This window comes from Polaribacter sp. 2405UD43-2 (assembly GCF_058147125.1).
Genome location: NZ_JBYVJX010000001.1, coordinates 411,578 through 433,738 on the forward strand (window position 1 = coordinate 411,578; position 22,161 = coordinate 433,738).

Consider the following 22,161-nt stretch of genomic DNA (forward strand, 5'->3'; position numbering starts at 1 on the left):
CGATGCTTTTTTTTTATTTCTTTGGTTTTATAAAGTTAATTATTTTTGATAAAAAACTAGTTTCCTCTTCATTTTCATGATATCCATAGCCGTATTTGCCATAACCGTAACCATAGCCATAGCCGTAACCATAACCATATCCGTAACCATAGCCGTATTTACTTTTTATAGAGAAATCATTTAAAACATAACTAATATTAGTTACTTCTCTATTTTTATATTTATCATCAATCATTTTCATCATTCCTCTTTCAGAATATTCTTGACGAATTACATAAACAATGGCATCTGAATACTTAAACAACTCTAATGCATCTGAAACTAAACCTACTGGAGGTGTATCAATAATAACATAATCATATCTTTCTTTAAGACTTTTAATCATACTATCTGCGGTTTTATTAAGCAATAACTCAGATGGGTTTGGCGGAATTGGACCCGATAAAATAATATCTAAATTTGGTACTTTTGTTTGTGTAATAATTTCATCTAAAGTTTTTTGATTAATTAAATGATTTACAACACCTACATCATTTGGCAAATCAAAATCATCATAAATTTTAGGTTTTCTTAAATCTAAACCAACTAAGACTGTTTTTTTACCACTTAAAGCAAAAACAGTAGCCATATTAATAGAAATCATTGTTTTACCTTCGCCACTAACAGAAGAAGTTAGTATTAAAGTTTTGCATGAATCTTCTTGAGCATTTTTAAATAAAAACTGTATGTTAGACCTTATTGCTCTAAAAGATTCTGCTACAGAAGATTTTGGTCTTTCAAAAACTGCTAAATTATTTTTTCCTTGATTTCTACCAATTACACCTAAAACAGGAATTGCATAATTGTTTTGAATTTCTTCTGCTGTATGAATTTTATTATCTAAAAATTCTCTAATAATAATAAAAAATAGTGGGATTATTGTACCAAATAATAAACCAAGAATATAGTTAAAATTTGTGTTGGGATATATAGAGCCTTGTCCTAAATCTTTTGCGCTATCAATTACTTTAACATCAGAAACATTAGCTGCAATAGCTGTACCTGCTTCGTATTTTTTTTGTTTTAAGTAATTATAATTTGCTTCAGAAACTTCATAATCTCTCTGAAAATTAATTAAACTTTGTTCTCTTTTAGGTAATTTTCTAAGTTTAGATTTATAGGATGATAAATTAATTGAGAGCTTATTAACCTTGCTTGAGTTAAGACTAATTAAAGATGTAATATTTTCTATTAAATTACTTTTTGCAATTTTTACTTCATTATTTACCTTTATTACATCTGGATGATTATCAGTTACAGATTTTCTTAATTTTTCTCTAAAACTAGATTTCGTTATTAAAACACCTACACCTTCAGAAATCTTTGGATCTTGTACAATAACCATTGCTGGCACAGGTGGTCTATCGTATTTATTATGTGTAAGAATATATCTTTTTAAATTAGAGAGGTAATCATTATACTCTAATAATTGTCTTTTTTCTTTCTCTAAACCAATTGTTTCATCATATATATTAGCTCCTTCTGTCGATAAATCAAAAATATTATTATTCTCTCTAAAATTGCCTAAATCTTTTTCAATATTCTTAAGTCTTTCAGATTCTTCTACAAAGAGTGTGTCTATATATTCTTTAGTTTTTACAGCGTACGCTATTTTGTCTTTTCGCTTTAATGAATCTAAAACAAAAACTGTTGCATTTAAATAATCTTCTATTCTTTTTTTATTTGTACCATTTTTTTGAAGCCTAAGCATAGAGGCAGCATTGGTAATTGTACTAACACTTATACCTTTATTGCTACCAACTGTACCATCAAAACTTGCAAACTTTATAAAAAATTTATCGCCAACATTAAAACGATTTACCTTTTGTAGTGAAAAATTTAAAAAAGGAGTTTTAATTAATTCATTAACATTGAATTCTTTTGAAAAGGTTGTTTGTGACGAATGAAAAGAACTCGTTGAATTTGTGTCATAATTAATAAGAGTATTCACATTAGATTCATTAAAATCTAAAGATAATTTAAATCTATTTTCGCCTGTAATTAAAACTTCTATTAATTTATTATATAACTGTGGTTTATTAGTATTTAATTTTACTTTAAAAGGTGTATAACCATACACATCTTCCATTCTATATTTACCTTCTTTTAGGTATTGAATGTAAAACTTTAGTTTCTCAACTACTTTTTCATTATGAGACCTAGAAATAAGTATAACTCTAACAGTTTCTACTTCATCACTTGCTCCACCCCAATTAAAAGCAATATTTGTACCTGTAGAAAATAAAGGATTATTTTGTTCTTTTACAGATATAACTGTATCTAGACTATAAACTCTTTGTTTATAACCATTCATAAACTTTGCAATTATTAGTGCAATGGTTATGGTCACTAAAAAGAGTTTCCAATAAGCTAGAATCTTAAAAAAATACCCTTTAATATCTATATTATTAGGTACAGGATTTGCTATTGTATTAGGTGTAAATTTAGTTTTGTTATCCATAAAACTATAAATTTTTTGCTAAAATAATTGTGGAAGTAATTAAAGTAAAAATTGAAACAAAAGTAGAAAGCGTTTGTAAACCAGTGGTTCCTGTTCCCCAAGCTTTTTGTTTTAAAGGCAAAACATTGATATAATCATTAGGTTTTATATAAAAAACTTCAGAATTAAGTGCTTCTATTTTTGTTAAATCAATAATAAACTTTTTTGTTCCATAATCTGTGATTCTAATAATTTCGACAGCTTTTCTATTTCCTACATTTGTAATATCTCCAGAATTAGCTATGGCTTCTATAACCGAAACTCTATTTTGAAAAATAACTCTTGTTCCTGGATTAGAAACTTCTCCAATTACTGTAAATTTTATCCCAGAAAGTTTAACGGTTACAAATAAGTTTTCTTCTTTTTTAATAAATCTTTTTAATAATTCCGATTCTATTTTTTTTCTAACTTCTAAAGTAGTGTATCCTAAAACATTAATATTTCCTAAGGTTGGTATTCTAATATTACCATAAGAATCAACACTATAATCTGTAAAGTATCCAGAACTATTTGTTGAAGAATTTTGTGTAATATTTGCACCACTTGACTCTTGTTTTTTAAATACAGTAACTAACTCTTTATTAGTAGATTTTATATCTATATACAAAATATCATCAACCTGTAATTTATAAGGAACATTATTAATTCTTTGAATTTCTTTAAAAGAAACTGGTTCTCCTCTCAAGTAAATTAAATCTTTACTAGGAACACAAGAAAAAAAGAAAGGAATAATTAAGAGTAATAAAAGGTGTTTTTTCATTTTAATTTCAACTTCAATAAGCACAAATATACTTTTTAAAAGTGGTTTGCTATAATTTTATTTTATTTTCGTTTTTTATTAAAAAATGATTCATTCAACCATAAAATATTTAAAATTTCTTTTAAAGTCTACAAATCAACACGGAGTTCATTCGCCTTTTGTATACAATTTAGTAACCAAATGTTTTTATAAGAAAACAGCTAGTAATAAATGGAATGAATTTTTAAGCATCAAACAACAATTGTTAGACAACAAAAACTCTATAAAAGTCACAGATTTTGGTGCGGGTTCTAAAATTTTTAAAAGTGATGAACGTTCAATTTCTAAAATCACAAAAATTGCAGCGACATCAAATAAAAAAGCAAAATTATTAATCCGATTAACAAGTTATTTTCAACCCAATACCATTTTAGAAATTGGAACTTCTATTGGCTTAGGAACATCAGCAATAAAAATTGGAAATAAAAATTCAAAAATTACAACACTAGAAGGTTGCCCAGAAACAGGTAAAATTGCACAAACTTTGTTTCAAAAAAACAACTTTCAAGATATAAATATTGTCATAGGAAATTTTAACAAAACACTTTCTAAAGAAACAGAAAATAATCAATTCGATTTTATTTATTTTGATGGAAACCATACTAAAAAAGCAACTTTAGCATATTTTACAACCTGTTTATCAACCATAAATAATAATTCTGTTTGGGTTTTTGATGATATTTATTGGAGCAAAGAAATGCAAGAAGCTTGGTTAGAAATTAAAAATCATCCAAAAGTAAAAGTTACTGTTGATGTTTTTTATTGGGGAATTGTTTTCTTTAGAAAAGAACAAGCAAAAGAACATTTTAAAATTAGAGTCTAATAGATGTGTAATTGTCTTGTTTTTATTGTGTAATCGTTTAATTTTTCAATCTTTTAATTCTTAATTCTTCAATCTTTAAATCTTTAAATGTTAAATCGTTTAAATGATAAACCCAGCTACTTTGTAACTTTGTAACTTTACAACTATTAAACTTTACAACTCTTTTAAAAATGAAAATATATACAAAAACAGGCGATAAAGGAACCACTGCTCTTTTTGGCGGAACAAGAGTAAAAAAATACAATTTGCGCATAGAAAGTTACGGAACTGTAGATGAGCTCAACGCATATATTGGTTTATTAAAAGATCAAAAAATCAGTAATTCTATAAAAAAATCGTTGTTAAAAATTCAAAATGAGCTTTTTACTTTAGGTGCAATGTTGGCAACTCCGCCAGAAAAAGAAACTTTAAAATCTGGAAAAGAACGATTAAACATTCCTAAAATTGATAAAAATTCAATTCTTTTTTTAGAAAATGAAATCGACAAAATAGATGCTGAACTTCCACAAATGACGCACTTTATTTTACCTGGAGGTCATCAAGCAGTGTCATTCTGTCACATAGCAAGATGCGTTTGCAGACGTGCAGAACGCCTTTCTGTAACGTTAAATGACCAAGAAACAATTAACAATGACATTATAAAATATTTAAACCGACTTTCTGACTATCTTTTTACGTTGGCACGGAAGTTGTCTAAAGACTTGTTAGTAGAGGAAATTAAGTGGATTCCCGAAAAAAAATAGTACGTTCTTTTTTTATTGATTTATATTTCTTAAAAAAGACTTGCATAATTCAGCAAAAAAATTATTTTTGCACAAAATTAAATATTAAGAAATGTATTGGACATTAGAATTAGCATCTTATTTAGCAGATGCACCTTGGCCAGCAACCAAAGACGAGTTAATAGATTACGCTATTAGAACAGGAGCTCCTTTAGAAGTAGTAGAAAACCTACAAGACATAGAAGACGAAGGTGATTCTTATGACTCTATTATTGAAATCTGGCCAGATTATCCAACCGAAGATGATTATCTTTGGAACGAAGATGAATACTAACTCAATAAAAAATATAAAAAGTCTCTAATGAGGCTTTTTTTTTGTTTTCTTTTAATCGAGAAAACACTACTTTTAAAGTTGATTAAATTTCAATTTAAATTAAACAAAAACAGTTGCTTTAAGTAACTGAAAAACAAACATATAATGAGTATTTTAGATTCAGTAATTAAACTTTTTGTGGGCGATAAACAACAAAAAGATTTAAAAGGATTACAACCAATTGTCGATAACACCAAAAAATTTGAAGAAGCCTTTTCTAAACTTTCTCACGATGAATTGCGTGCAAAAACACAAGCGTTTAAAAATAAAATAAAAGCAGCAACAAAAGAATTTGACGATAAAATAAAAGCTTTAGAAGAAGAAGCAAAAACCGCAGATATAGACCGTCAAGAAGATATTTATACAGAAATCGATACTTTAAAAGACGAGGCTTATAAAGTTTCTGAAGATACTTTAATTGAGATTATGCCAGAAGCTTTTGCTGTAGTAAAAGAAACCGCAAAACGCTTTGTAGAAAATGAAGAAATAGAAGTAACTGCAACTCCCTTTGACAGAGAATTATCTGCAGAAAGAGAGAATGTTACTTTAGAAGACGACAAAGCTTTTTGGGCAAATTCTTGGGATGCAGCAGGAAAACCTGTTACTTGGGATATGGTTCATTACGATGTGCAGTTAATTGGTGGTTCTGTTTTACATCAAGGTAAAGTTGCAGAAATGATGACAGGTGAAGGTAAAACACTCGTTTCTACGTTACCTGTTTATTTAAATGCATTAACTGGTAATGGAGTTCATCTTGTTACCGTAAACGATTATTTAGCAAAACGTGATAAAGCGTGGATGGGACCAATTTTTGAGTTTCACGGACTTTCTACAGATTGTATAGATTATCATCAACCAAATTCTGACGCACGTAGAAAAGCATACAATGCAGACATTACTTACGGAACAAATAACGAATTTGGTTTCGATTATTTACGTGATAATATGGCAAGTTCTAAAGACGATTTAGTACAAAGAGCACCCAATTATGCTATTATTGACGAAGTAGATTCTGTTTTAATTGATGACGCAAGAACTCCATTAATTATTTCTGGTCCTGTGCCACAAGGAGATAGACACGAATTTAACGAACTAAAACCATTAGTATCAGATTTAGTTACCTTACAAAAACAACATTTAGTTGGGGTCTTAGCAGAAGCAAAAAAATTAATAAAAGAAGGTAATGATAAAGATGGTGGGTTTTTATTGTTAAGAGTTTACCGAGGTTTACCAAAAAATAAAGCCTTAATCAAATTTTTATCACAAGAAGGTGTAAAACAAATCTTGCAGAAAACTGAAAACTACTATATGCAAGACAACAATAAGTTGATGCCAGAAGTAGATGAAGATTTATTGTTTGTTGTTGAAGAAAAAAATAATCAAATAGATTTAACTGATAAAGGAATTGCACATTTATCAGAAAAAACAAATAACGATACTTTCTTTGTTTTACCAGATATTGGTGTAAAAATTGGAGAAATTGATGCTTCAAAAAGTTCTTCAGAAGAAAAAGCAACACAAAAAGAAGAACTATACAAAGATTTTAGCATCAAAAGCGAACGTATTCACACAATGAATCAACTTTTAAAAGCATATACTGTTTTCGAAAAAGATGTTGAGTATGTTGTTATGGACAACAAAGTAATGATTGTTGATGAACAAACTGGGCGTATTATGGACGGTCGTCGTTATTCAGACGGATTACATCAAGCCATAGAAGCTAAAGAAAATGTAAAAATTGAAGATGCCACTCAAACTTTTGCAACTATAACTTTACAAAATTACTTTAGAATGTATCGTAAACTTTCTGGTATGACAGGAACTGCGATTACAGAAGCTGGTGAGTTATGGGAAATCTACAAATTAGATGTTGTAGAAATACCAACCAATAGACCCATTGCCAGAGATGACAAACAAGATTTAGTGTATAAAACTGCCCGCGAAAAATACAATGCAGTTATAGAGGATATTGTAAAATTAGTTGAAGAAAAAAGACCTGTTTTAGTAGGTACAACATCTGTAGAAATATCAGAATTATTAGGTAGAATGTTGCAAATGCGTAAAATTCCTCATAATATTCTAAACGCAAAATTGCACAAACGTGAAGCTGATGTTGTTGCAGAAGCTGGTAAACCTGGTGTTGTTACAATCGCAACAAATATGGCTGGTCGTGGAACAGATATTAAATTATCTGATGAAGTAAAAACTGCAGGTGGTTTAGCAATTATTGGTACAGAACGCCATGATTCTAGACGTGTAGATAGACAGTTAAGAGGACGTGCAGGAAGACAAGGAGATGTGGGTTCGTCGCAGTTTTATGTAGCTTTAGACGATAATTTAATGCGTCTTTTTGGTTCTGATAGAATTGCCAAAATGATGGATAGAATGGGCTTAAAAGAAGGTGAAGTTATCCAACATTCTATGATTACCAAATCTATTGAAAGAGCGCAAAAGAAAGTAGAAGAAAACAACTTTGGTATCAGAAAACGTTTGTTAGAATATGATGATATTATGAACGCGCAACGTGAGTTTGTTTATAAAAGAAGACGCCATGCTTTAGATGGTAAACGTTTGCAAGTAGATATCGCCAATATGATTTATGATACTTGCGAATCTATTGTAAATGCTAATAAAGCAACAAAAGATTTCCAAAATTTTGAGTTTGAATTGATTCGTTTTTCATCAATGACTTCTCCTTTGTCTGAAGAGGATTTTGAAAAATTATCAGAAAAAGAAATCACAGATAAATTATATGATTTTGTAACAGAACACTACAAAAACAAAATAGAAAGAAATGCAGTTTTAGCGTATCCAGTAATTAAAGATGTATTTGAAAATGAAGGTGATAGATATGAGCGAATTGTAGTTCCTTTTACTGATGGAATTAAATCTTTACAAGTAGTTACCAATTTAAAAGACGCCTACGAGTCTGAAGGAAAAAGTTTAATAACCGATTTTGAAAAAAACATTACTTTAGCCATTATTGATGAAAACTGGAAAGATCATTTGCGTAAAATGGATGATTTAAAACAGTCTGTACAAAATGCATCTTATGAGCAAAAAGACCCTTTACTAATTTATAAGTTTGAGGCTTTTGAATTATTTAAACAAACTGTAGATCAGATAAATAAAGAAGTTTTATCATTCTTATTTAAAGGAGAATTGCCAACACAAGATCCGAATCAAATTTCTGAAGCTCGTCAACAAAAACGTCAAAAATTAAATACTAGTAAAGCGGATGTACAAAATTCTACAGAACAAGCCATTCAGAATTCTCGTCAACAATCTGCAGAACCTGTAGAAACTATTGTTAGAGAGCAACCAAAAATTGGTAGAAACGAAAGAGTTACCATTAAAAATGTAATGAGTGGCGAAGAGAAAGTGGTAAAATATAAACAAGCCATTCCTTTAATAGATAAAGGAGAATGGGTTTTGGTGAATAAATAATGATTGTTGTCATTCCGAAATGAGCTTTTTTAAGCGATTGAGGAATCTCTTTCTAAGTTGAGATTTATTCTCATTCTTCGTTCTAAATGACAAAAGTAAAATCCGTTTAGAAAATTTCTAAACGGATTTTTTAATTTGGGTTCGTTGATTAATGATTCTATTTTTTTCGAAGATAAATATTACCTAAACCTGCATTTAATTTCATTTTTACATTTCCTCTTTTTAATTTTAATTTCATCTTTTGCAAACCTTGTTCTTCTTTATCTTCTAAAACATTAAAATCGATATCAGAAAAGATAGAAGACGAATTTGCATCTACAATTACATCAGAATTGTTTGGCAAAGTAACATCAATAAAACCATTATTTGAGTAGATGGAGTATAGTTTTTTAGGCGTAGTTTTATCAAATTCTATGGTAACATTTCCGCCAATAGAATTTATAGAAACGGGGCCTGTAACATCTTTTAATTTCATATTATTTAATGATGTAGAAATCTCAACTTCTCCTTTAAAATTAGATAAACTAGAGGCTTTCGAATTAAAAAACAAGTATTTATTTTTCTTCTTTGTGTCTTTATTACAAGCACTTGTTTTCCATTTCAGTTTTATGGAATTTGGTATTTTAATTTCATAACGTTCATTACTTAACATCACTAATTGCCCATCAGTTTGATCTTTAAAAAAGAGTTCTCCATTTTTTTCTTCAATAGTAAAATAGATTCCCAAATCAGAATTTTCATTTTTTTTGCCCAATCTTTTAAGCCCTTCTTTTCTGTTTCCATCAGTATTAAAAAACCTAACATAACTTTTCTTTAAACTATCATTTTTTATTAAAGGAAAACTATTGCTTCTACTTCTGTTAACAAAGGTTTTATTATTTCTATTGATTTTTCTTCCATTTCTAGAATTGCTTATTGCAAAACCTCTAACAGATTTACCATTTACAACATAACTAAAATTAGAATCTCTATTTTCGTGTAAACTTTTAATGATTACTTGTTTACCATCATAACCTTCTATGGTAAAGTTTTTAGAAGAACATATTTTTAAAGTTCCTTTGCTAAATTTTATCTTTTTTTCTTGCGCACTTATGGTTAAAAAAGAGATTGAAAGTGCTAAAACAAATACTATTTTTAAATTTTTCATGGTGTTTATTGTTTAATTTCTACCATTGCTAAAGTTGCATTGTTCTTTACAATTGGGTAGGTTTCTTCGTTATTTATTATTTCTTCAAGAGGTTTTTGTGCACGATTTTCTCTTAAAAAACTTAATGCTTTTATTAGTTTTATTTGTACTAAAGGCGCTTTTTCATTTTGCAAAGCCGTAATTAAATTGGTTCTAATTTTTTCGTTTTTTGGGAATTTTAGTAACGCATCTATAATGGCTATTTTTACATTTGTATTTTCATCTTTATGCAAAATTTTTATTAAAGTTGAGATTATTTTTTTGTCTTCTTTTGCGTATTCATCATTAAAAGCATAGACTCCTTCCAAACGTTTTCCTGCAGATTCTGCTCCTAAATTTACTAACAAATTTTGTTTTTCTTCATTAAATTCTTCTTGATGATTCAACCATAAAAAAGCAACAATAATCAAAGCTATACTTGCAGCAACAGATAAATATTTTAAATACACCTCTTTCTGTTTTTTAGGTTTATGTAACTTCTCTTTCAATAATTTATTAAAAACTAAATCAGATTTTTCTGACATCTTTTCAGAATCGAAAGCTTCACTATTTTCTTGTATGTATTTCTTTAATTTCATCTTGTATTTTTTGCTTTTAGCATTTGCAATAATTTATCTTTTCCTCTTTTATATTGATTTCTTACAGTGCTTTCATTAATATTTAACAACGCTCCTATTTCTCTATGATTGTAATCTTCAATGAGATATAAAACCAAAATAATGCTGTATTTTTCTTTTAGTTTATTAATACATTCTTTTACAAAATCAACAGAAATATTAGACTCAATATCATCTTCTATTTCCTCAGGTTCATTTTCTAAAATCAAAACATCATCAGTAAAAACAGTCTTATTTCTATTTCTTACAACGTCTAAAGATTTGTTAACCACAATTCTTTTTAACCATCCTCCTAAATTTGCTTCCTCTTGCAATTGATGAATTTTTTCAAACGCTTTTATAAAAGAATCTTGCACAACATCTTCTGCTGTTTCTCTATTTTTTAGAATTCTTATGGCACTCCCAAACATCATATTCTTATACGAATGATACATCTCTAATTGAGCTGAGTAATCGTTTTTTTTACATTTTTGTATGATGTTTTTTGTATTCAAAAAAAAGCTGGGTTAGTTTCTTTTTACACTTATAAAACGGATTTGTTTTAAATGTGTCTCAAAAAATAATAAAAAAAGAGGATTTTAAGTTGATTATAATGCTGAATTAAATTCAAAACTTTATACAATTTCTTAAAACTCAAAATAATAAGAAGTAAAAAAGTGCTAATTGATAAAATAAAATTCTGTTTAAATTTTTTAAAAGAATTATTTTCTTCTAATTTTCTTTTTAGATTCTAAAGGCAAACGTTTTTTTAAAGCTTCCACTATATTATATGCTGCAGGGCAAACAAAGGTATTTGCAATGGTTAAATCTGTAAGCTGAATAAATTTTCTTCTATTGGTATGTGGATATTCTGCACAAGCTTTTGGACGAACATTATAAATAAAACAAGAATTATCAGACTCATCTAAAAAAGAACAAGGAGCTGTTTTTAACACCATAAAATCGTCTGAATCTCTTTCTAAATAAGTGTTTATAAAATCGGCAACTTTCATTTTTAAATGTTTAGAAATTCGCTCAATATCTTTATCAATAAAAATAGGGCTGGTAGTTTTACAACAATTTCCACAATCTAAACAATCTGTTTTATTAAATTCTTTCATATGCAAATCTTGCATAACAACATCTAAATTCTTAGGAGTTCTTCTCTTTAAATTTGCAAAATATTTTTTGTTTTCTTTTTTTGCATCTTCAGCTAATTTAGGGAGTTGTTCTAAGCGTTTTTCCATATTCGAAAAATACAACTATTTCTACTAAATTTTAGACTAAAAATATGTAATTTTGCATTTCAATTTTCGAGACTAAATGAATATTCAAAATAGTATAGAAACTAGTATAAAAGAAGGATTTTTAGCGTTGTTTAACACTGAAATTCCTTCAGTAGAATTCCAAGCAACTAGAAAAGAATTTGAAGGAGATATTACAGTTGTAGTTTTCCCAATGTTGCGTTATAAAAAAGGAAATCCTGCTCAAATTGGCGAAGAATTAGGAAAATATGTTGTAGAAAATGTTACCGAAATCAAGAATTTTAATGTTGTAAAAGGCTTTTTAAATTTAGTAATTGACGATGTTTTTTACACGAATTTCTTCAACAAAATCTATACAAATTCTAATTTTGGTTTTGTTTCGCCAAAGGCGGATGACAAAGCTATAATGGTAGAATATTCATCACCAAACACCAACAAACCATTACATTTAGGGCACGTTCGCAATAATTTATTAGGATATTCTGTAGCAGAAATTATAAAAGCTGCTGGTAAAAAAGTGTACAAAACGCAAATTATTAACGATAGAGGAATTCATATTTGTAAATCGATGTTGGCTTGGAAAAAATTCGGAAACGGAGAAACTCCAGAATCTACAGGTTTAAAAGGCGATAAACTGGTGGGTAACTATTATGTAAAATTCGACCAAGAATATAAAAAACAAATTAGTGAGTTAGTTGCCTCTGGCGTTTCGGAAGAACAAGCAAAAAAAGAAGCGCCTCTATTTGTACAAGCACAACAAATGTTAAGAGATTGGGAAGCAGGTGATGAAAAAGTGGTTGCGCTTTGGAAAAAAATGAATGCTTGGGTTTATGATGGATTTGACATCACCTATAAAAATATGGGCGTTAATTTTGACACTTTATATTTTGAAAGTGACACTTATTTATTAGGTAAAGATGTGGTTGCGCAAGGTTTAGAAAAAGGCGTTTTTTATAAAAAAGAAGATGGTTCTGTTTGGTGCGATTTAACGGATGAAGGTTTAGATGAAAAAATCGTATTACGTTCAGACGGAACAGCAGTCTATATGACCCAAGATATTGGTACTGCCATTCAACGTGTTAAAGATTACACAGATGTTGGCGGAATGGTTTATACGGTGGGTAATGAGCAAGATTACCACTTTCAAGTTTTGTTTTTAATCTTAAAAAAATTAGGTTTTGATTGGGCAAAAAACTTGTATCATTTAAGTTACGGAATGGTAGATTTACCTTCTGGTAAAATGAAATCGAGAGAAGGAACTGTTGTTGATGCAGATGATTTAATGGTTGAAATGTCTGATACTGCCAAAGCAATTTCATCAGCATTAGGCAAATTAGATGGTTATTCTGATGATGAAAAAAACGAATTGTACAAAACGATTGGTTTAGGTGCTTTAAAATATTTTATTTTAAAAGTAGACCCTAAAAAAAGAATTTTGTTCGACCCAAAAAGCTCTGTAGATTTTCAAGGAAACACAGGTCCTTTTATACAATACACTTATGCCAGAATTCAATCTATTATTAGAAAAGCAGATTTTGATTACAATGTCATATCGAGCGAAGTCGAGATATCTTTACACAAAAAAGAGAAAGAATTATTAAAACAATTAGAGTTATTTCCTGAAACCGTACAACAAGCAGCTGCAAATTATTCGCCAGCAATTATTGCAAATTACACCTATGATTTGGTAAAAGAATTCAATTCTTTTTATCAAAATGTATCTATTTTAGGTGAAGAAAATCAAGATAAAAAAATATTTAGAGTTCGGTTGGCAAAAAAAGTGGCAGACACCATAAAATCTGCTTTTTCTTTGTTAGGAATTCAGGTTCCAGAAAGAATGTAAAAGTCCAACTTAATCTTCGCAAAAGGAAGAAACTGTTGTCGATAAAAAATAAATAAAGTTAAAATAAATAATAAAAGTTAGTAAATTTGCTTGCGTTAGGGATTGAAATGGCATCCTTTTTTGATGAAAGAAAAAAAGATATAATGTAAAGCCCGTTAAAACGCCCATAAAAAATTGAAAATTAAATGATTGAATATTCAAAAATTCAATCGAAGTAAAATAAAACAACTAAATATTAAATGATTTCTTTAATCTTTTAATGACAAATCTTTAAATAAATATGAAATACGATATTATAATTATTGGTAGTGGACCTGGAGGTTATGTAACAGGAATTAGAGCAAGTCAATTAGGCTTTAAAGTTGCCATTGTAGAAAAGGAAAACCTTGGTGGAATCTGCTTAAACTGGGGATGTATTCCTACAAAAGCCTTATTAAAATCTGCTCAAGTGTACGATTATTTAAAACACGTAGATGAATATGGTTTAAAAGCAGAAGCAATTGATAAAGATTTTGATGCTGTAATTAAAAGAAGTCGTGGTGTTGCAGAAGGAATGAGCAAAGGTGTTGCTTTTTTAATGAAGAAAAACAAAATTGATATTATTGATGGTTTTGGAAAAATAAAAACAGGTAAAAAAGTAGATGTAACTGCTGCTGATGGAACTGTAATAGAATATAGCGCAGACAATATTATTATTGCTACAGGTGCACGTTCTAGAGAATTACCAAACTTACCGCAAGATGGTAAAAAAGTAATTGGCTACAGACAAGCAATGAGCTTACCAAGCCAACCTAAATCTATGATTGTTGTAGGTTCTGGTGCAATTGGTGTTGAATTTGCGCATTTCTATAATTCTATGGGAACAGAAGTTACTATTGTAGAATATATGCCAAATGTGGTTCCTGTAGAAGATATTGATGTTTCTAAACAATTTGAGCGCTCTATTAAAAAAGCTGGTATAAAAGTGATGACTAATTCTTCTGTTGAATCTGTAGATACTTCTGGTGATGGTGTTGTAGCCACTGTAAAAACAAAAAAAGGAGAAGAAACTTTAGAAGCAGATATTTTATTATCGGCAGTTGGAATTAAATCTAACATTGAAAATATTGGTTTAGAAGATGTTGGAATTATTGTTGACAGAGATAAAATTTTAGTAAACGATTTTTACCAAACCAACATTCCTGGTTATTATGCCATTGGCGATGTAGTTCCTGGACAAGCTTTAGCGCACGTTGCTTCGGCAGAAGGAATTACTTGTGTAGAAAAATTAGCTGGTTTACATACTGAAGCAATCGATTATGGAAATATTCCTGGTTGTACTTATGCAACTCCAGAAATTGCCTCTGTGGGTTTAACAGAAGCTAAAGCTAAAGAAGCTGGTTACGAATTAAAAGTGGGTAAGTTCCCGTTTTCTGCTTCTGGAAAAGCAAAAGCAGCTGGAACTCCTGATGGATTTGTAAAAGTAATTTTTGATGCAAAATACGGAGAATGGTTAGGTTGCCATATGATTGGCGCTGGCGTTACAGATATGATTGCTGAGGCTGTTCTTGGAAGAAAATTAGAAACTACAGGTCATGAAGTTTTAAAAGCAATTCATCCACATCCAACAATGAGCGAAGCTGTTATGGAAGCTGTTGCTGATGCTTATGATGAGGTGATTCATTTGTAAAAATTAGATTCTTAGATTTTTAGATATAAGAATTAAAATATATTAAGACCTTACCAATTTTGGTAAGGTTTTTTTATTCCTTAACAATAGGTATTTGTACTGATTTTATTCTTTTTATATTTGGTAATCAACCAACTATAAAAAAATAAACTGATGAAAACGAAACATCAAACTGAAAACGATTTAATAATTTCTTACAAATTATTACGAAAACTAATTGGTACAATAGGTGTATTTCTACCAATAATTTTAGCGGCAGGAATGTTCTATTTTGATAAAGAAAACTTTATACAAGATTCTATAAGCGATTATTATGGAACTCCAATGAGAGATGTTTTTGTTGGTTTTTTATTTGCTTTAGGTTTTTTCTTATTTACTTATAAAGGTTATAAAAATAAAGAAAAAGGCTTTTTTTACAATGATCAAACCTATGCTATTGCAGGAGGTATTTTTGCTTTGGGAGTTGCTTTATTTCCAACAACTAGTGAATCTGGTATAATAAGAGGCATCCACCTAACATCAGCAGCGCTACTTTTTACAGTATTTACTATTTTTTGTTTAGTAATTTTTAGAAGAGGAGTTCCTTTTTCTGTACAAACAAAAATGAAAAAATTTAGAAACAAATTTTACTTTTGGTGCGGAATCTTTATTACAGTATTTGTATTAGCTGCTGGTTTAAGCTTTGTTTTTTTAGATGAAGAAACTAGAAAAACAACAGACATTATTTTCTATTGCGAAACTTTTGCATTATGGGTTTTTGGCTTTTCTTGGTTAATAAAAGGAGAAGCTGCTTTTTCTGATAAATAGAAAAATTAACTGAAAAGCAAAACTATATTTTATTGATTTCTTTAGATTAAATATAAGCTGTATTTTTATAGTTGATATTTAACTGCAAATCAGCATATGAAATCTTTACAACTATTTTCAATATTATTTTTAATATCATTTTTCTCAATATTTTCTCAGCAAAAAAATGTTTGGAATTATATAGAAAACGAAAAAATCATTTCTGAAAACAAAGAAGATGCACACACAAGTTTTACTTCTTTTTCTTCTTTAAATAATTTAGAAAAAAACAAATCCTTTAAAAAATCATTAAACGGAATTTGGAAATTCAAATGGGTTAAAAATCCTGCAAATAGACCAACAAAATTTATAAATCCTAAAAAAAACATTTCTAATTGGGAGGATATAAAAGTTCCGTCAAATTGGGAAATAGAAGGGTTTGGAATTCCTATCTATGTGAATCATCAATATGAATTTGCAGATTATAAAGCAATGATTGCAGATGATATGGAATTTATTGATAGAGTTTACCCTAAAAACCCAGGGAAAGTTCCGCATACATACAATCCTGTTGGCTCTTATAGAAAAGATTTTACCATTGATAAAAACTGGAAAGACAAAGAAATATTCTTACACATTGGCGCAATGAAATCTGGTGGATTTGTTTGGTTGAATGGCAAATATATTGGCTATTCTCAAGGAAGTAAATTACCCGCAGAATTCAATATTACCAAAGCTGCAAAAAAAGGAAAAAATACCATTGCAATTCAGATTTTTAGATGGACTGATGGAAGTTATTTAGAATGTCAAGATTTTTGGAGAATTAGCGGAATTGAACGTGATGTTTATATTTACGCACAACCTAAAACCAGAATTAAAGATTTTGAAGTTTTATCCATTTTAGATAAAACCTATAAAAATGGGATTTTAGAATTAACTATTGATATCAAAAATCATCAAAACAACAACAAAGAAATAGCTGTTTCTTATCAACTTTTAAATGGTGAAAAACTTTTAATTGACGACCAAAAATTATTTTTATCAAAAAAAAACACCACTAATTCAGTTTCATTTAAAAATCAAATTAAAAATGTAAATCCTTGGAGTGCAGAACATCCAAATTTATATACGTTAAGAATTATCACAAAAAATAAAAAAGGAAAAACGATTGAAGTTACTTCAAGAAAAATTGGTTTTAGAAGTGTCGAAATTAAAAACGGATTACTTTTAATTAACGGACAAAGAATCACTTTAAAAGGTGTAAACACGCAAGAAACTGACCCAGAAACTGGTCATATAATGAGTGAAGAACTTATTCTAAAAGACATTAAACTTTGGAAAAAAAACAACATAAATGCAGTTCGTTTAAGTCATTATCCTCGTGGAAAACGTTTTTATGAATTGTGCGATTTATATGGAATTTATGTGGTTGATGAAGCCAATATAGAATCTCACGGAATGTATTATGGCAAACACTCTTTGGCTAAAAAAACAAGTTGGAAAAAAGCGCATTTAGATAGAATGACAAGAATGGTAAAACGCGATAAAAATCATCCGTCAGTAATTATTTGGTCTATGGGAAATGAAGCTGGAAACGGCGTGAATTTTTACGCTGGTTACAAAGCCATAAAAGCAAACGACAAAACCAAAAGACCTGTACAATATGAGCGTACTTATAAAAATAGAGACGGAAATTTATTTGATATGGATTGGAATACAGATATTATTGTTCCACAATATCCATCTCTAGCAACTTTTGAACACATAGGAAAAAACAAAACTGATAGACCTTTTATTCCTAGTGAATATGCACATGCAATGGGAAACAGCACAGGGAATTTTGCGGATTATTGGGAAATCATTGAAAAGTACGATAATCTTCAAGGTGGATTTATTTGGGATTGGGTAGATCAATCTATTTATAAAACCAATAAAAAAGGTCAGAAATTCTATGCGTATGGTGGTGACTTTGGTAAAAATATGCCAACAGATAATTCGTTTTTAAATAACGGAATTGTGTTTCCTGATAGAACTCCACAACCCGCTTTATACGAAGTAAAAAAAGCGCACGAGTTTATCAATTTTAAAAATATGGGATTAAATAAATTTAACGAACAACGCGTATTGATTGAAAATTTATATGATTTTACCAACCTAAATCAATTTGATTTTACAGCGAAGGTTAAAGCAAACGGAACTGTTTTAAAAACCATAAAACTAGAAACTATTGATGTAAAAACACATACAAGTAAATTGGTAAGAATTCCTTTAAACGGAATTGATTTTAAACCTAACACAGAATACTTTTTAGAATTTTCTGCAACTACAAAAAAACAATGGAACCTATTACCAAAAGGTTTTGAAGTTGCCAAAGAGCAAATTTATCTTACTGAAAAATTTAAGAAGAAAGAAATTATTACAGAAAAAACCGCTGCTATAAATGTTAAAAATGATACTAAAAACTTAACTATTTATAATGTTGATTTCAATATAACTTTTGATAAACAAAAAGGACAAATAGTTTCGTATTCATACAAAGGCAAAGAAATTTTAAAAGCCAAAAAAGGACCAAAAATTAATTTTTGGAGACCCCCCACAGACAATGATTTAGGAAATCATATGGAAACCAAAAACATTGAATGGAAAAATGCAAGTTTAAACAATTCAGTAACCCAATTCAATTATAGGAAGATTGATAACTATCAGACTGAAATTGCTGTAAATTATAATTTACCAGGTGTAAACACCACACATAAAACAGTTTATACAATTTCCGGAAATGGAGTTGTAAAAATTACAAACACCTTAAACAAAACCAATTATAAAGCAGACATTCCAAGAATTGGAATGCGAATGCAAATTGCCAAAGAATTTAACAATGTAACATATTACGGACGTGGACCTTGGGAAAATTATCAAGATCGTAAAACCTCTACTTTTATTGATGTTTTTAACAGCAAAGTAGCCGATTTTTATGTGCCTTATATCCGTCCGCAAGAAAATGGAAATAGAACAGATGTACGTTGGTTTGCATTATCAAATATTAAAAATAACGGTTTACTAATTACTTCAGAAACACAAAAAGGATTGAGTATTTCTGCATTACATATGCCAAATGAAGATTTTGATATTACAAACGGTTTAGAATATTCTAAAAAGAATAAAAAAGCCAATTTTAGCAAACATACTATTGATATTAAAGAGCAAGATTTAATTCAATTAAATATAGATTTTGAGCAACGTGGTTTAGCTGGTGATGATAGTTGGTGGGCCAAACCTCAAGAAAAATACCAGATAAAAGGGAATAAAAAACATAGCTACACTTTCTATTTAATACCGTTTACAGGAACAACAGAAAAGTTTATTAAATTAAATAATAGCTATTAATTTTAGCAATGCAAGTGTAGGGCAAACTCACACTTTGTTAAAAAAGAAATATAATAAAAACTTTAGCCACGAATTCACGAATTTATAGAAGACTATTCAAAAATAATTTTGCTAATTATAAAAACCAAAGGTTTTTATAATTGAAATTAATAATTAAAGTAAAAAATTTGTGAATTCTTGGCTAAAAATAAAAGTATGAGTTTGCCATAAATACAAGTGTTTTCCTGTTAATATTCTAACTAAAAAAGTTTAACTTTGCTAACTTCTGATTTTAGTCATTAAAACGGACGTCATATCAGTTTAAACGTTGGCAAAAATTAAATACCAAAAAACTATGAAACAAACACTTTTCGTCTTCTTTTTTTTATCAGCATTAATTTCTAATGCTCAACTTAAAGAAAAATTTAAAAAAGGGTGGGTTATAAAGAATAACAATGTTAAAATAGAAGGATACATTAAAGCAAATGATTTATCAAAATTATCATCTAGTATTTGTTTCAAAAGAAATTTAGAAGAAAAAAAATGCCAAACATATAATACTACTCAACTAAAATCTTTTCAAACCAGTAATGAAAGTACTTTTGATTTATTAAACTTAAAAATGAATAACAATCAAAATGAGATTAACATATTTGCGGAATTAATCCTTAAAGGAGAAAAATTATCCTTATACAAAAGTGTTTATAATTCAGAAATATTTTATATAATATCTAAGAATGGTAAAAATTATGTTTTACAAAATGACAAATTAAATTCAGGAGAAATTGAAATTAAGAAATATAATTATAGAGGAATACTGAATTTTACGACTGAAGGCTTCGCTTTTAAAAATAATTTAAAAATTGAATTTGATGAGGATAATTTTGTTGACATTATTACTAAATATCACAATTCAAAAGGAATTAAAAGTAAAGACTTAAGAGTTAAACAAAAATCTACAAATTATGTTATCGCTAATGTTGGTTTAGGGTTTGAGAATAATGATTCTGAATATTACGGACAGGTAATGTATAGAAAATATCTGCCAAAAATAAGTAGAAGTACTTCCTTGAATATAGGTATAAGTTATTTAAATTATCAGTATACAAGACAACGTAAAGATTTTACACAATCATTGCTATCTATACCTTTACTAATCCAACAAAATGTCTTTAATAAAAATATAAGACCTTACTTTTTTGTAGGGTTTTCTCTTAATTATTTACAAATTAAGGATGAAAATAATAATTCCATTTTAAGTGATGGATTACAAAAAACATATGGAATTAATTTACTTTATGGAGCTGGAATCGAAATAGATATTTTTAAAGGTATCTACCTAAAAAGTGAATATAGAAACGAAGGATATTCACATCCAATTGTCTTTGGAATTGGTTATATTTTTAAAATTAATTAGAAGGTAAAATAACATCACATTTAAACCCGTAACTGGCGGTTATACAAAAACGTTAGCGAATCTAATCTTTCAGATAACAAAAAAATTTATCTATTATACATTAAAAAATTATATTATTTCTGAACTTTTATAGAACAACCAATTGCTCTAGTTTCTGTTTTCTCAATTTTATTACCAGCTAATAATGCATCTACAGCATTTTCTACATATTTTTCAGTTACTGCATCTGGGTTTCTAGAACTATTGTCAATACCACCAATATATTGCACTTTCATCTCTTTTTTGGTTACAATATAAACGTGTGGTGTTTTTGATGCTCCAAATTTTGGGTACACTTTTTGCCCATCGTCAAATAAATACGGAAAAGTAAATCCTTTTTCTTTGGCTCTTATTTTCATAGCTGCAAAACTATCGCCTCTAGAAACTTTAGGATCATTAGGATTGATGGCAATTACCGGAAATCCTAATGCTTTATATTTTTTATCTAAAGCAATAATTCTATCTTCATTGGCAACTGAAAAAGGACACATATTACAGGTAAAAATAATGATATATCCTTTTGCATCACTATAATCTGATAAAGAAACCATTGTATCATCGACATTTATTAATTTAAAATCTTCTATAATATCTCCTACTTTATAGCCTTTATCGGGTTTAACAGAGAATGATGCTGAAACGACAACAACTAAAACTAACAAAATTGATTTTAATGCATTCATATTTTTATGGATTTAAAAAAGTTTCTAATTCATTTACTAAAGTTTTATAACTAAAAGATTGCTCGTAAAACTTTTTCTTATTTTTATTATAAATGATTGTTGCTGGCAAAGCACCAGACCATTTTTTGTCTATATCTTTAATCCAAAAGTCTTCGTTAGCATCATCTAACAAAACAACTTTAGATTGTATTTTTTTCTTATTAATAAAAGGAATTAACCTTTTTTCTACTTGTTTCGGAAAGTCTAAACTTACTAATAAAACCTCTACATTTTTATGAGTATATTCTTTATTTATTCTTTCGAAAGCAGGCAATTCTTTTATGCAAGGTAAACACCAAGTTGCCCAAAAATTAATTACATAAGTTTTGTTATCCGTTTTCTCTAACAAGGGCTTTAACTCTTTGTAATTAAAAGACTTTACAGAAGTTACCTTCTTGGTTTCGGTTTCAGAATTATTCTTTTTACAAGAATAAAAAATTAATAAAACGAACAAGGAACCTACTATTTTTTTAATCATTTTTTAAATTTACAAAGAAGTTATAGCATTCTAAAACAATTAACGAATCCTTAACAAAAAACCTCATAACAAGAAAGTTATGAGGTTTAGA

17 protein-coding genes are annotated in these 22,161 nt (G+C 28.6%); 9 read left to right on the plus strand and 8 right to left on the minus strand.

Going from position 1 to position 22,161, the window contains the following annotated elements:
• Nucleotides 1-13: 13 nt before the first annotated feature.
• Together ACY2RX_RS02100 and ACY2RX_RS02105 are read right to left on the minus strand one after the other, a co-directional pair.
• Entirely contained in the window at nt 14-2,500 is a 2,487-nt protein-coding gene (locus ACY2RX_RS02100) for a polysaccharide biosynthesis tyrosine autokinase (RefSeq protein WP_490102295.1), read from the minus strand.
• 4 nt (nt 2,501-2,504) lie between these two features.
• Nucleotides 2,505-3,299 (minus strand): polysaccharide biosynthesis/export family protein, encoded by a 795-nt coding sequence (locus ACY2RX_RS02105; protein ID WP_490102296.1) that lies wholly within the window; start codon nt 3,297-3,299, stop codon nt 2,505-2,507.
• An 85-nt stretch (nt 3,300-3,384) separates the two neighbouring features.
• Here ACY2RX_RS02105 and ACY2RX_RS02110 point away from each other — a divergent pair, with 85 nt between their 5' ends.
• From ACY2RX_RS02110 to secA, 4 genes are all read left to right on the plus strand, one after another.
• Nucleotides 3,385-4,161: an O-methyltransferase gene (locus ACY2RX_RS02110; protein ID WP_490102297.1), complete on the plus strand. Its 777-nt coding sequence runs from the start codon at nt 3,385-3,387 to the stop codon at nt 4,159-4,161.
• A 170-nt stretch (nt 4,162-4,331) separates the two neighbouring features.
• Entirely contained in the window at nt 4,332-4,904 is a 573-nt protein-coding gene (locus tag ACY2RX_RS02115) for a cob(I)yrinic acid a,c-diamide adenosyltransferase (RefSeq protein ID WP_490102298.1), read from the plus strand.
• Nucleotides 4,905-4,995: 91 nt separating this feature from the next.
• The gene (locus ACY2RX_RS02120; protein WP_036785931.1) at nt 4,996-5,217 is read left to right on the plus strand and encodes a DUF2795 domain-containing protein; all 222 of its coding nucleotides are present in this window, start codon (nt 4,996-4,998) and stop codon (nt 5,215-5,217) included.
• 144 nt (nt 5,218-5,361) lie between these two features.
• Nucleotides 5,362-8,703 (plus strand): preprotein translocase subunit SecA, encoded by a 3,342-nt coding sequence (gene secA / locus ACY2RX_RS02125; protein WP_490102299.1) that lies wholly within the window; start codon nt 5,362-5,364, stop codon nt 8,701-8,703.
• Between the two features lie 157 nt (nt 8,704-8,860).
• Here the strand turns inward: secA and ACY2RX_RS02130 are convergent, their stop codons facing one another.
• The 4 genes from ACY2RX_RS02130 to ACY2RX_RS02145 form a co-directional block, all read right to left on the minus strand.
• Nucleotides 8,861-9,850 (minus strand): DUF4097 family beta strand repeat-containing protein, encoded by a 990-nt coding sequence (locus ACY2RX_RS02130; protein ID WP_490102300.1) that lies wholly within the window; start codon nt 9,848-9,850, stop codon nt 8,861-8,863.
• 5 nt (nt 9,851-9,855) lie between these two features.
• Nucleotides 9,856-10,467 carry a HEAT repeat domain-containing protein gene (locus tag ACY2RX_RS02135; protein WP_490102301.1) on the minus strand — a complete coding sequence of 204 codons (612 nt, stop codon included), beginning with the start codon at nt 10,465-10,467 and terminating at the stop codon, nt 9,856-9,858.
• Complete coding sequence (locus tag ACY2RX_RS02140) at nt 10,464-11,000, minus strand: RNA polymerase sigma factor (protein ID WP_490102302.1); 537 nt, start codon at nt 10,998-11,000, stop codon at nt 10,464-10,466. The genes ACY2RX_RS02135 and ACY2RX_RS02140 overlap by 4 nt, the downstream gene beginning before the upstream one ends.
• Before the next feature lie 207 nt (nt 11,001-11,207).
• Complete coding sequence (locus ACY2RX_RS02145) at nt 11,208-11,732, minus strand: YkgJ family cysteine cluster protein (protein ID WP_490102303.1); 525 nt, start codon at nt 11,730-11,732, stop codon at nt 11,208-11,210.
• A 76-nt stretch (nt 11,733-11,808) separates the two neighbouring features.
• Between ACY2RX_RS02145 and argS the strand changes: the two genes are divergently transcribed.
• From argS to ACY2RX_RS02170, 5 genes are all read left to right on the plus strand, one after another.
• Nucleotides 11,809-13,593, plus strand: a complete 1,785-nt coding sequence (gene argS, locus ACY2RX_RS02150; protein WP_490102304.1) for an arginine--tRNA ligase — start codon at nt 11,809-11,811, stop codon at nt 13,591-13,593.
• A gap of 280 nt (nt 13,594-13,873) precedes the next feature.
• The gene (gene lpdA, locus ACY2RX_RS02155) at nt 13,874-15,262 is read left to right on the plus strand and encodes a dihydrolipoyl dehydrogenase (protein WP_490102305.1); all 1,389 of its coding nucleotides are present in this window, start codon (nt 13,874-13,876) and stop codon (nt 15,260-15,262) included.
• Nucleotides 15,263-15,415: 153 nt separating this feature from the next.
• Nucleotides 15,416-16,069: a DUF998 domain-containing protein gene (locus ACY2RX_RS02160; RefSeq protein WP_490102306.1), complete on the plus strand. Its 654-nt coding sequence runs from the start codon at nt 15,416-15,418 to the stop codon at nt 16,067-16,069.
• Between the two features lie 96 nt (nt 16,070-16,165).
• Nucleotides 16,166-19,435: a glycoside hydrolase family 2 TIM barrel-domain containing protein gene (locus ACY2RX_RS02165; protein WP_490102307.1), complete on the plus strand. Its 3,270-nt coding sequence runs from the start codon at nt 16,166-16,168 to the stop codon at nt 19,433-19,435.
• A 334-nt stretch (nt 19,436-19,769) separates the two neighbouring features.
• Entirely contained in the window at nt 19,770-20,831 is a 1,062-nt protein-coding gene (locus tag ACY2RX_RS02170; protein ID WP_490102308.1) for a hypothetical protein, read from the plus strand.
• A gap of 113 nt (nt 20,832-20,944) precedes the next feature.
• Here ACY2RX_RS02170 and ACY2RX_RS02175 read toward each other — a convergent pair whose 3' ends face one another.
• Both ACY2RX_RS02175 and ACY2RX_RS02180 read right to left on the minus strand, forming a co-directional pair.
• Nucleotides 20,945-21,553 carry a thioredoxin family protein gene (locus ACY2RX_RS02175; RefSeq protein ID WP_490102309.1) on the minus strand — a complete coding sequence of 203 codons (609 nt, stop codon included), beginning with the start codon at nt 21,551-21,553 and terminating at the stop codon, nt 20,945-20,947.
• 4 nt (nt 21,554-21,557) lie between these two features.
• Nucleotides 21,558-22,070, minus strand: a complete 513-nt coding sequence (locus tag ACY2RX_RS02180; protein ID WP_490102310.1) for a TlpA disulfide reductase family protein — start codon at nt 22,068-22,070, stop codon at nt 21,558-21,560.
• Nucleotides 22,071-22,161: the final 91 nt, after the last annotated feature.

What these genes read in the sequence shown, in the direction of transcription:
- ACY2RX_RS02100 (WP_490102295.1), bottom strand. Translation starts at nt 2,500, where the DNA reads ATGGATAACAAAACTAAATTTACACCTAATACAATAGCAAATCCTGTA.
- ACY2RX_RS02105 (WP_490102296.1), bottom strand. Translation starts at nt 3,299, where the DNA reads ATGAAAAAACACCTTTTATTACTCTTAATTATTCCTTTCTTTTTTTCT.
- ACY2RX_RS02110 (WP_490102297.1), top strand. Translation starts at nt 3,385, where the DNA reads ATGATTCATTCAACCATAAAATATTTAAAATTTCTTTTAAAGTCTACA.
- ACY2RX_RS02115 (WP_490102298.1), top strand. Translation starts at nt 4,332, where the DNA reads ATGAAAATATATACAAAAACAGGCGATAAAGGAACCACTGCTCTTTTT.
- ACY2RX_RS02120 (WP_036785931.1), top strand. Translation starts at nt 4,996, where the DNA reads ATGTATTGGACATTAGAATTAGCATCTTATTTAGCAGATGCACCTTGG.
- secA (WP_490102299.1), top strand. Translation starts at nt 5,362, where the DNA reads ATGAGTATTTTAGATTCAGTAATTAAACTTTTTGTGGGCGATAAACAA.
- ACY2RX_RS02130 (WP_490102300.1), bottom strand. Translation starts at nt 9,850, where the DNA reads ATGAAAAATTTAAAAATAGTATTTGTTTTAGCACTTTCAATCTCTTTT.
- ACY2RX_RS02135 (WP_490102301.1), bottom strand. Translation starts at nt 10,467, where the DNA reads ATGAAATTAAAGAAATACATACAAGAAAATAGTGAAGCTTTCGATTCT.
- ACY2RX_RS02145 (WP_490102303.1), bottom strand. Translation starts at nt 11,732, where the DNA reads ATGGAAAAACGCTTAGAACAACTCCCTAAATTAGCTGAAGATGCAAAA.
- argS (WP_490102304.1), top strand. Translation starts at nt 11,809, where the DNA reads ATGAATATTCAAAATAGTATAGAAACTAGTATAAAAGAAGGATTTTTA.
- lpdA (WP_490102305.1), top strand. Translation starts at nt 13,874, where the DNA reads ATGAAATACGATATTATAATTATTGGTAGTGGACCTGGAGGTTATGTA.
- ACY2RX_RS02160 (WP_490102306.1), top strand. Translation starts at nt 15,416, where the DNA reads ATGAAAACGAAACATCAAACTGAAAACGATTTAATAATTTCTTACAAA.
- ACY2RX_RS02165 (WP_490102307.1), top strand. Translation starts at nt 16,166, where the DNA reads ATGAAATCTTTACAACTATTTTCAATATTATTTTTAATATCATTTTTC.
- ACY2RX_RS02170 (WP_490102308.1), top strand. Translation starts at nt 19,770, where the DNA reads ATGAAACAAACACTTTTCGTCTTCTTTTTTTTATCAGCATTAATTTCT.
- ACY2RX_RS02175 (WP_490102309.1), bottom strand. Translation starts at nt 21,553, where the DNA reads ATGAATGCATTAAAATCAATTTTGTTAGTTTTAGTTGTTGTCGTTTCA.
- ACY2RX_RS02180 (WP_490102310.1), bottom strand. Translation starts at nt 22,070, where the DNA reads ATGATTAAAAAAATAGTAGGTTCCTTGTTCGTTTTATTAATTTTTTAT.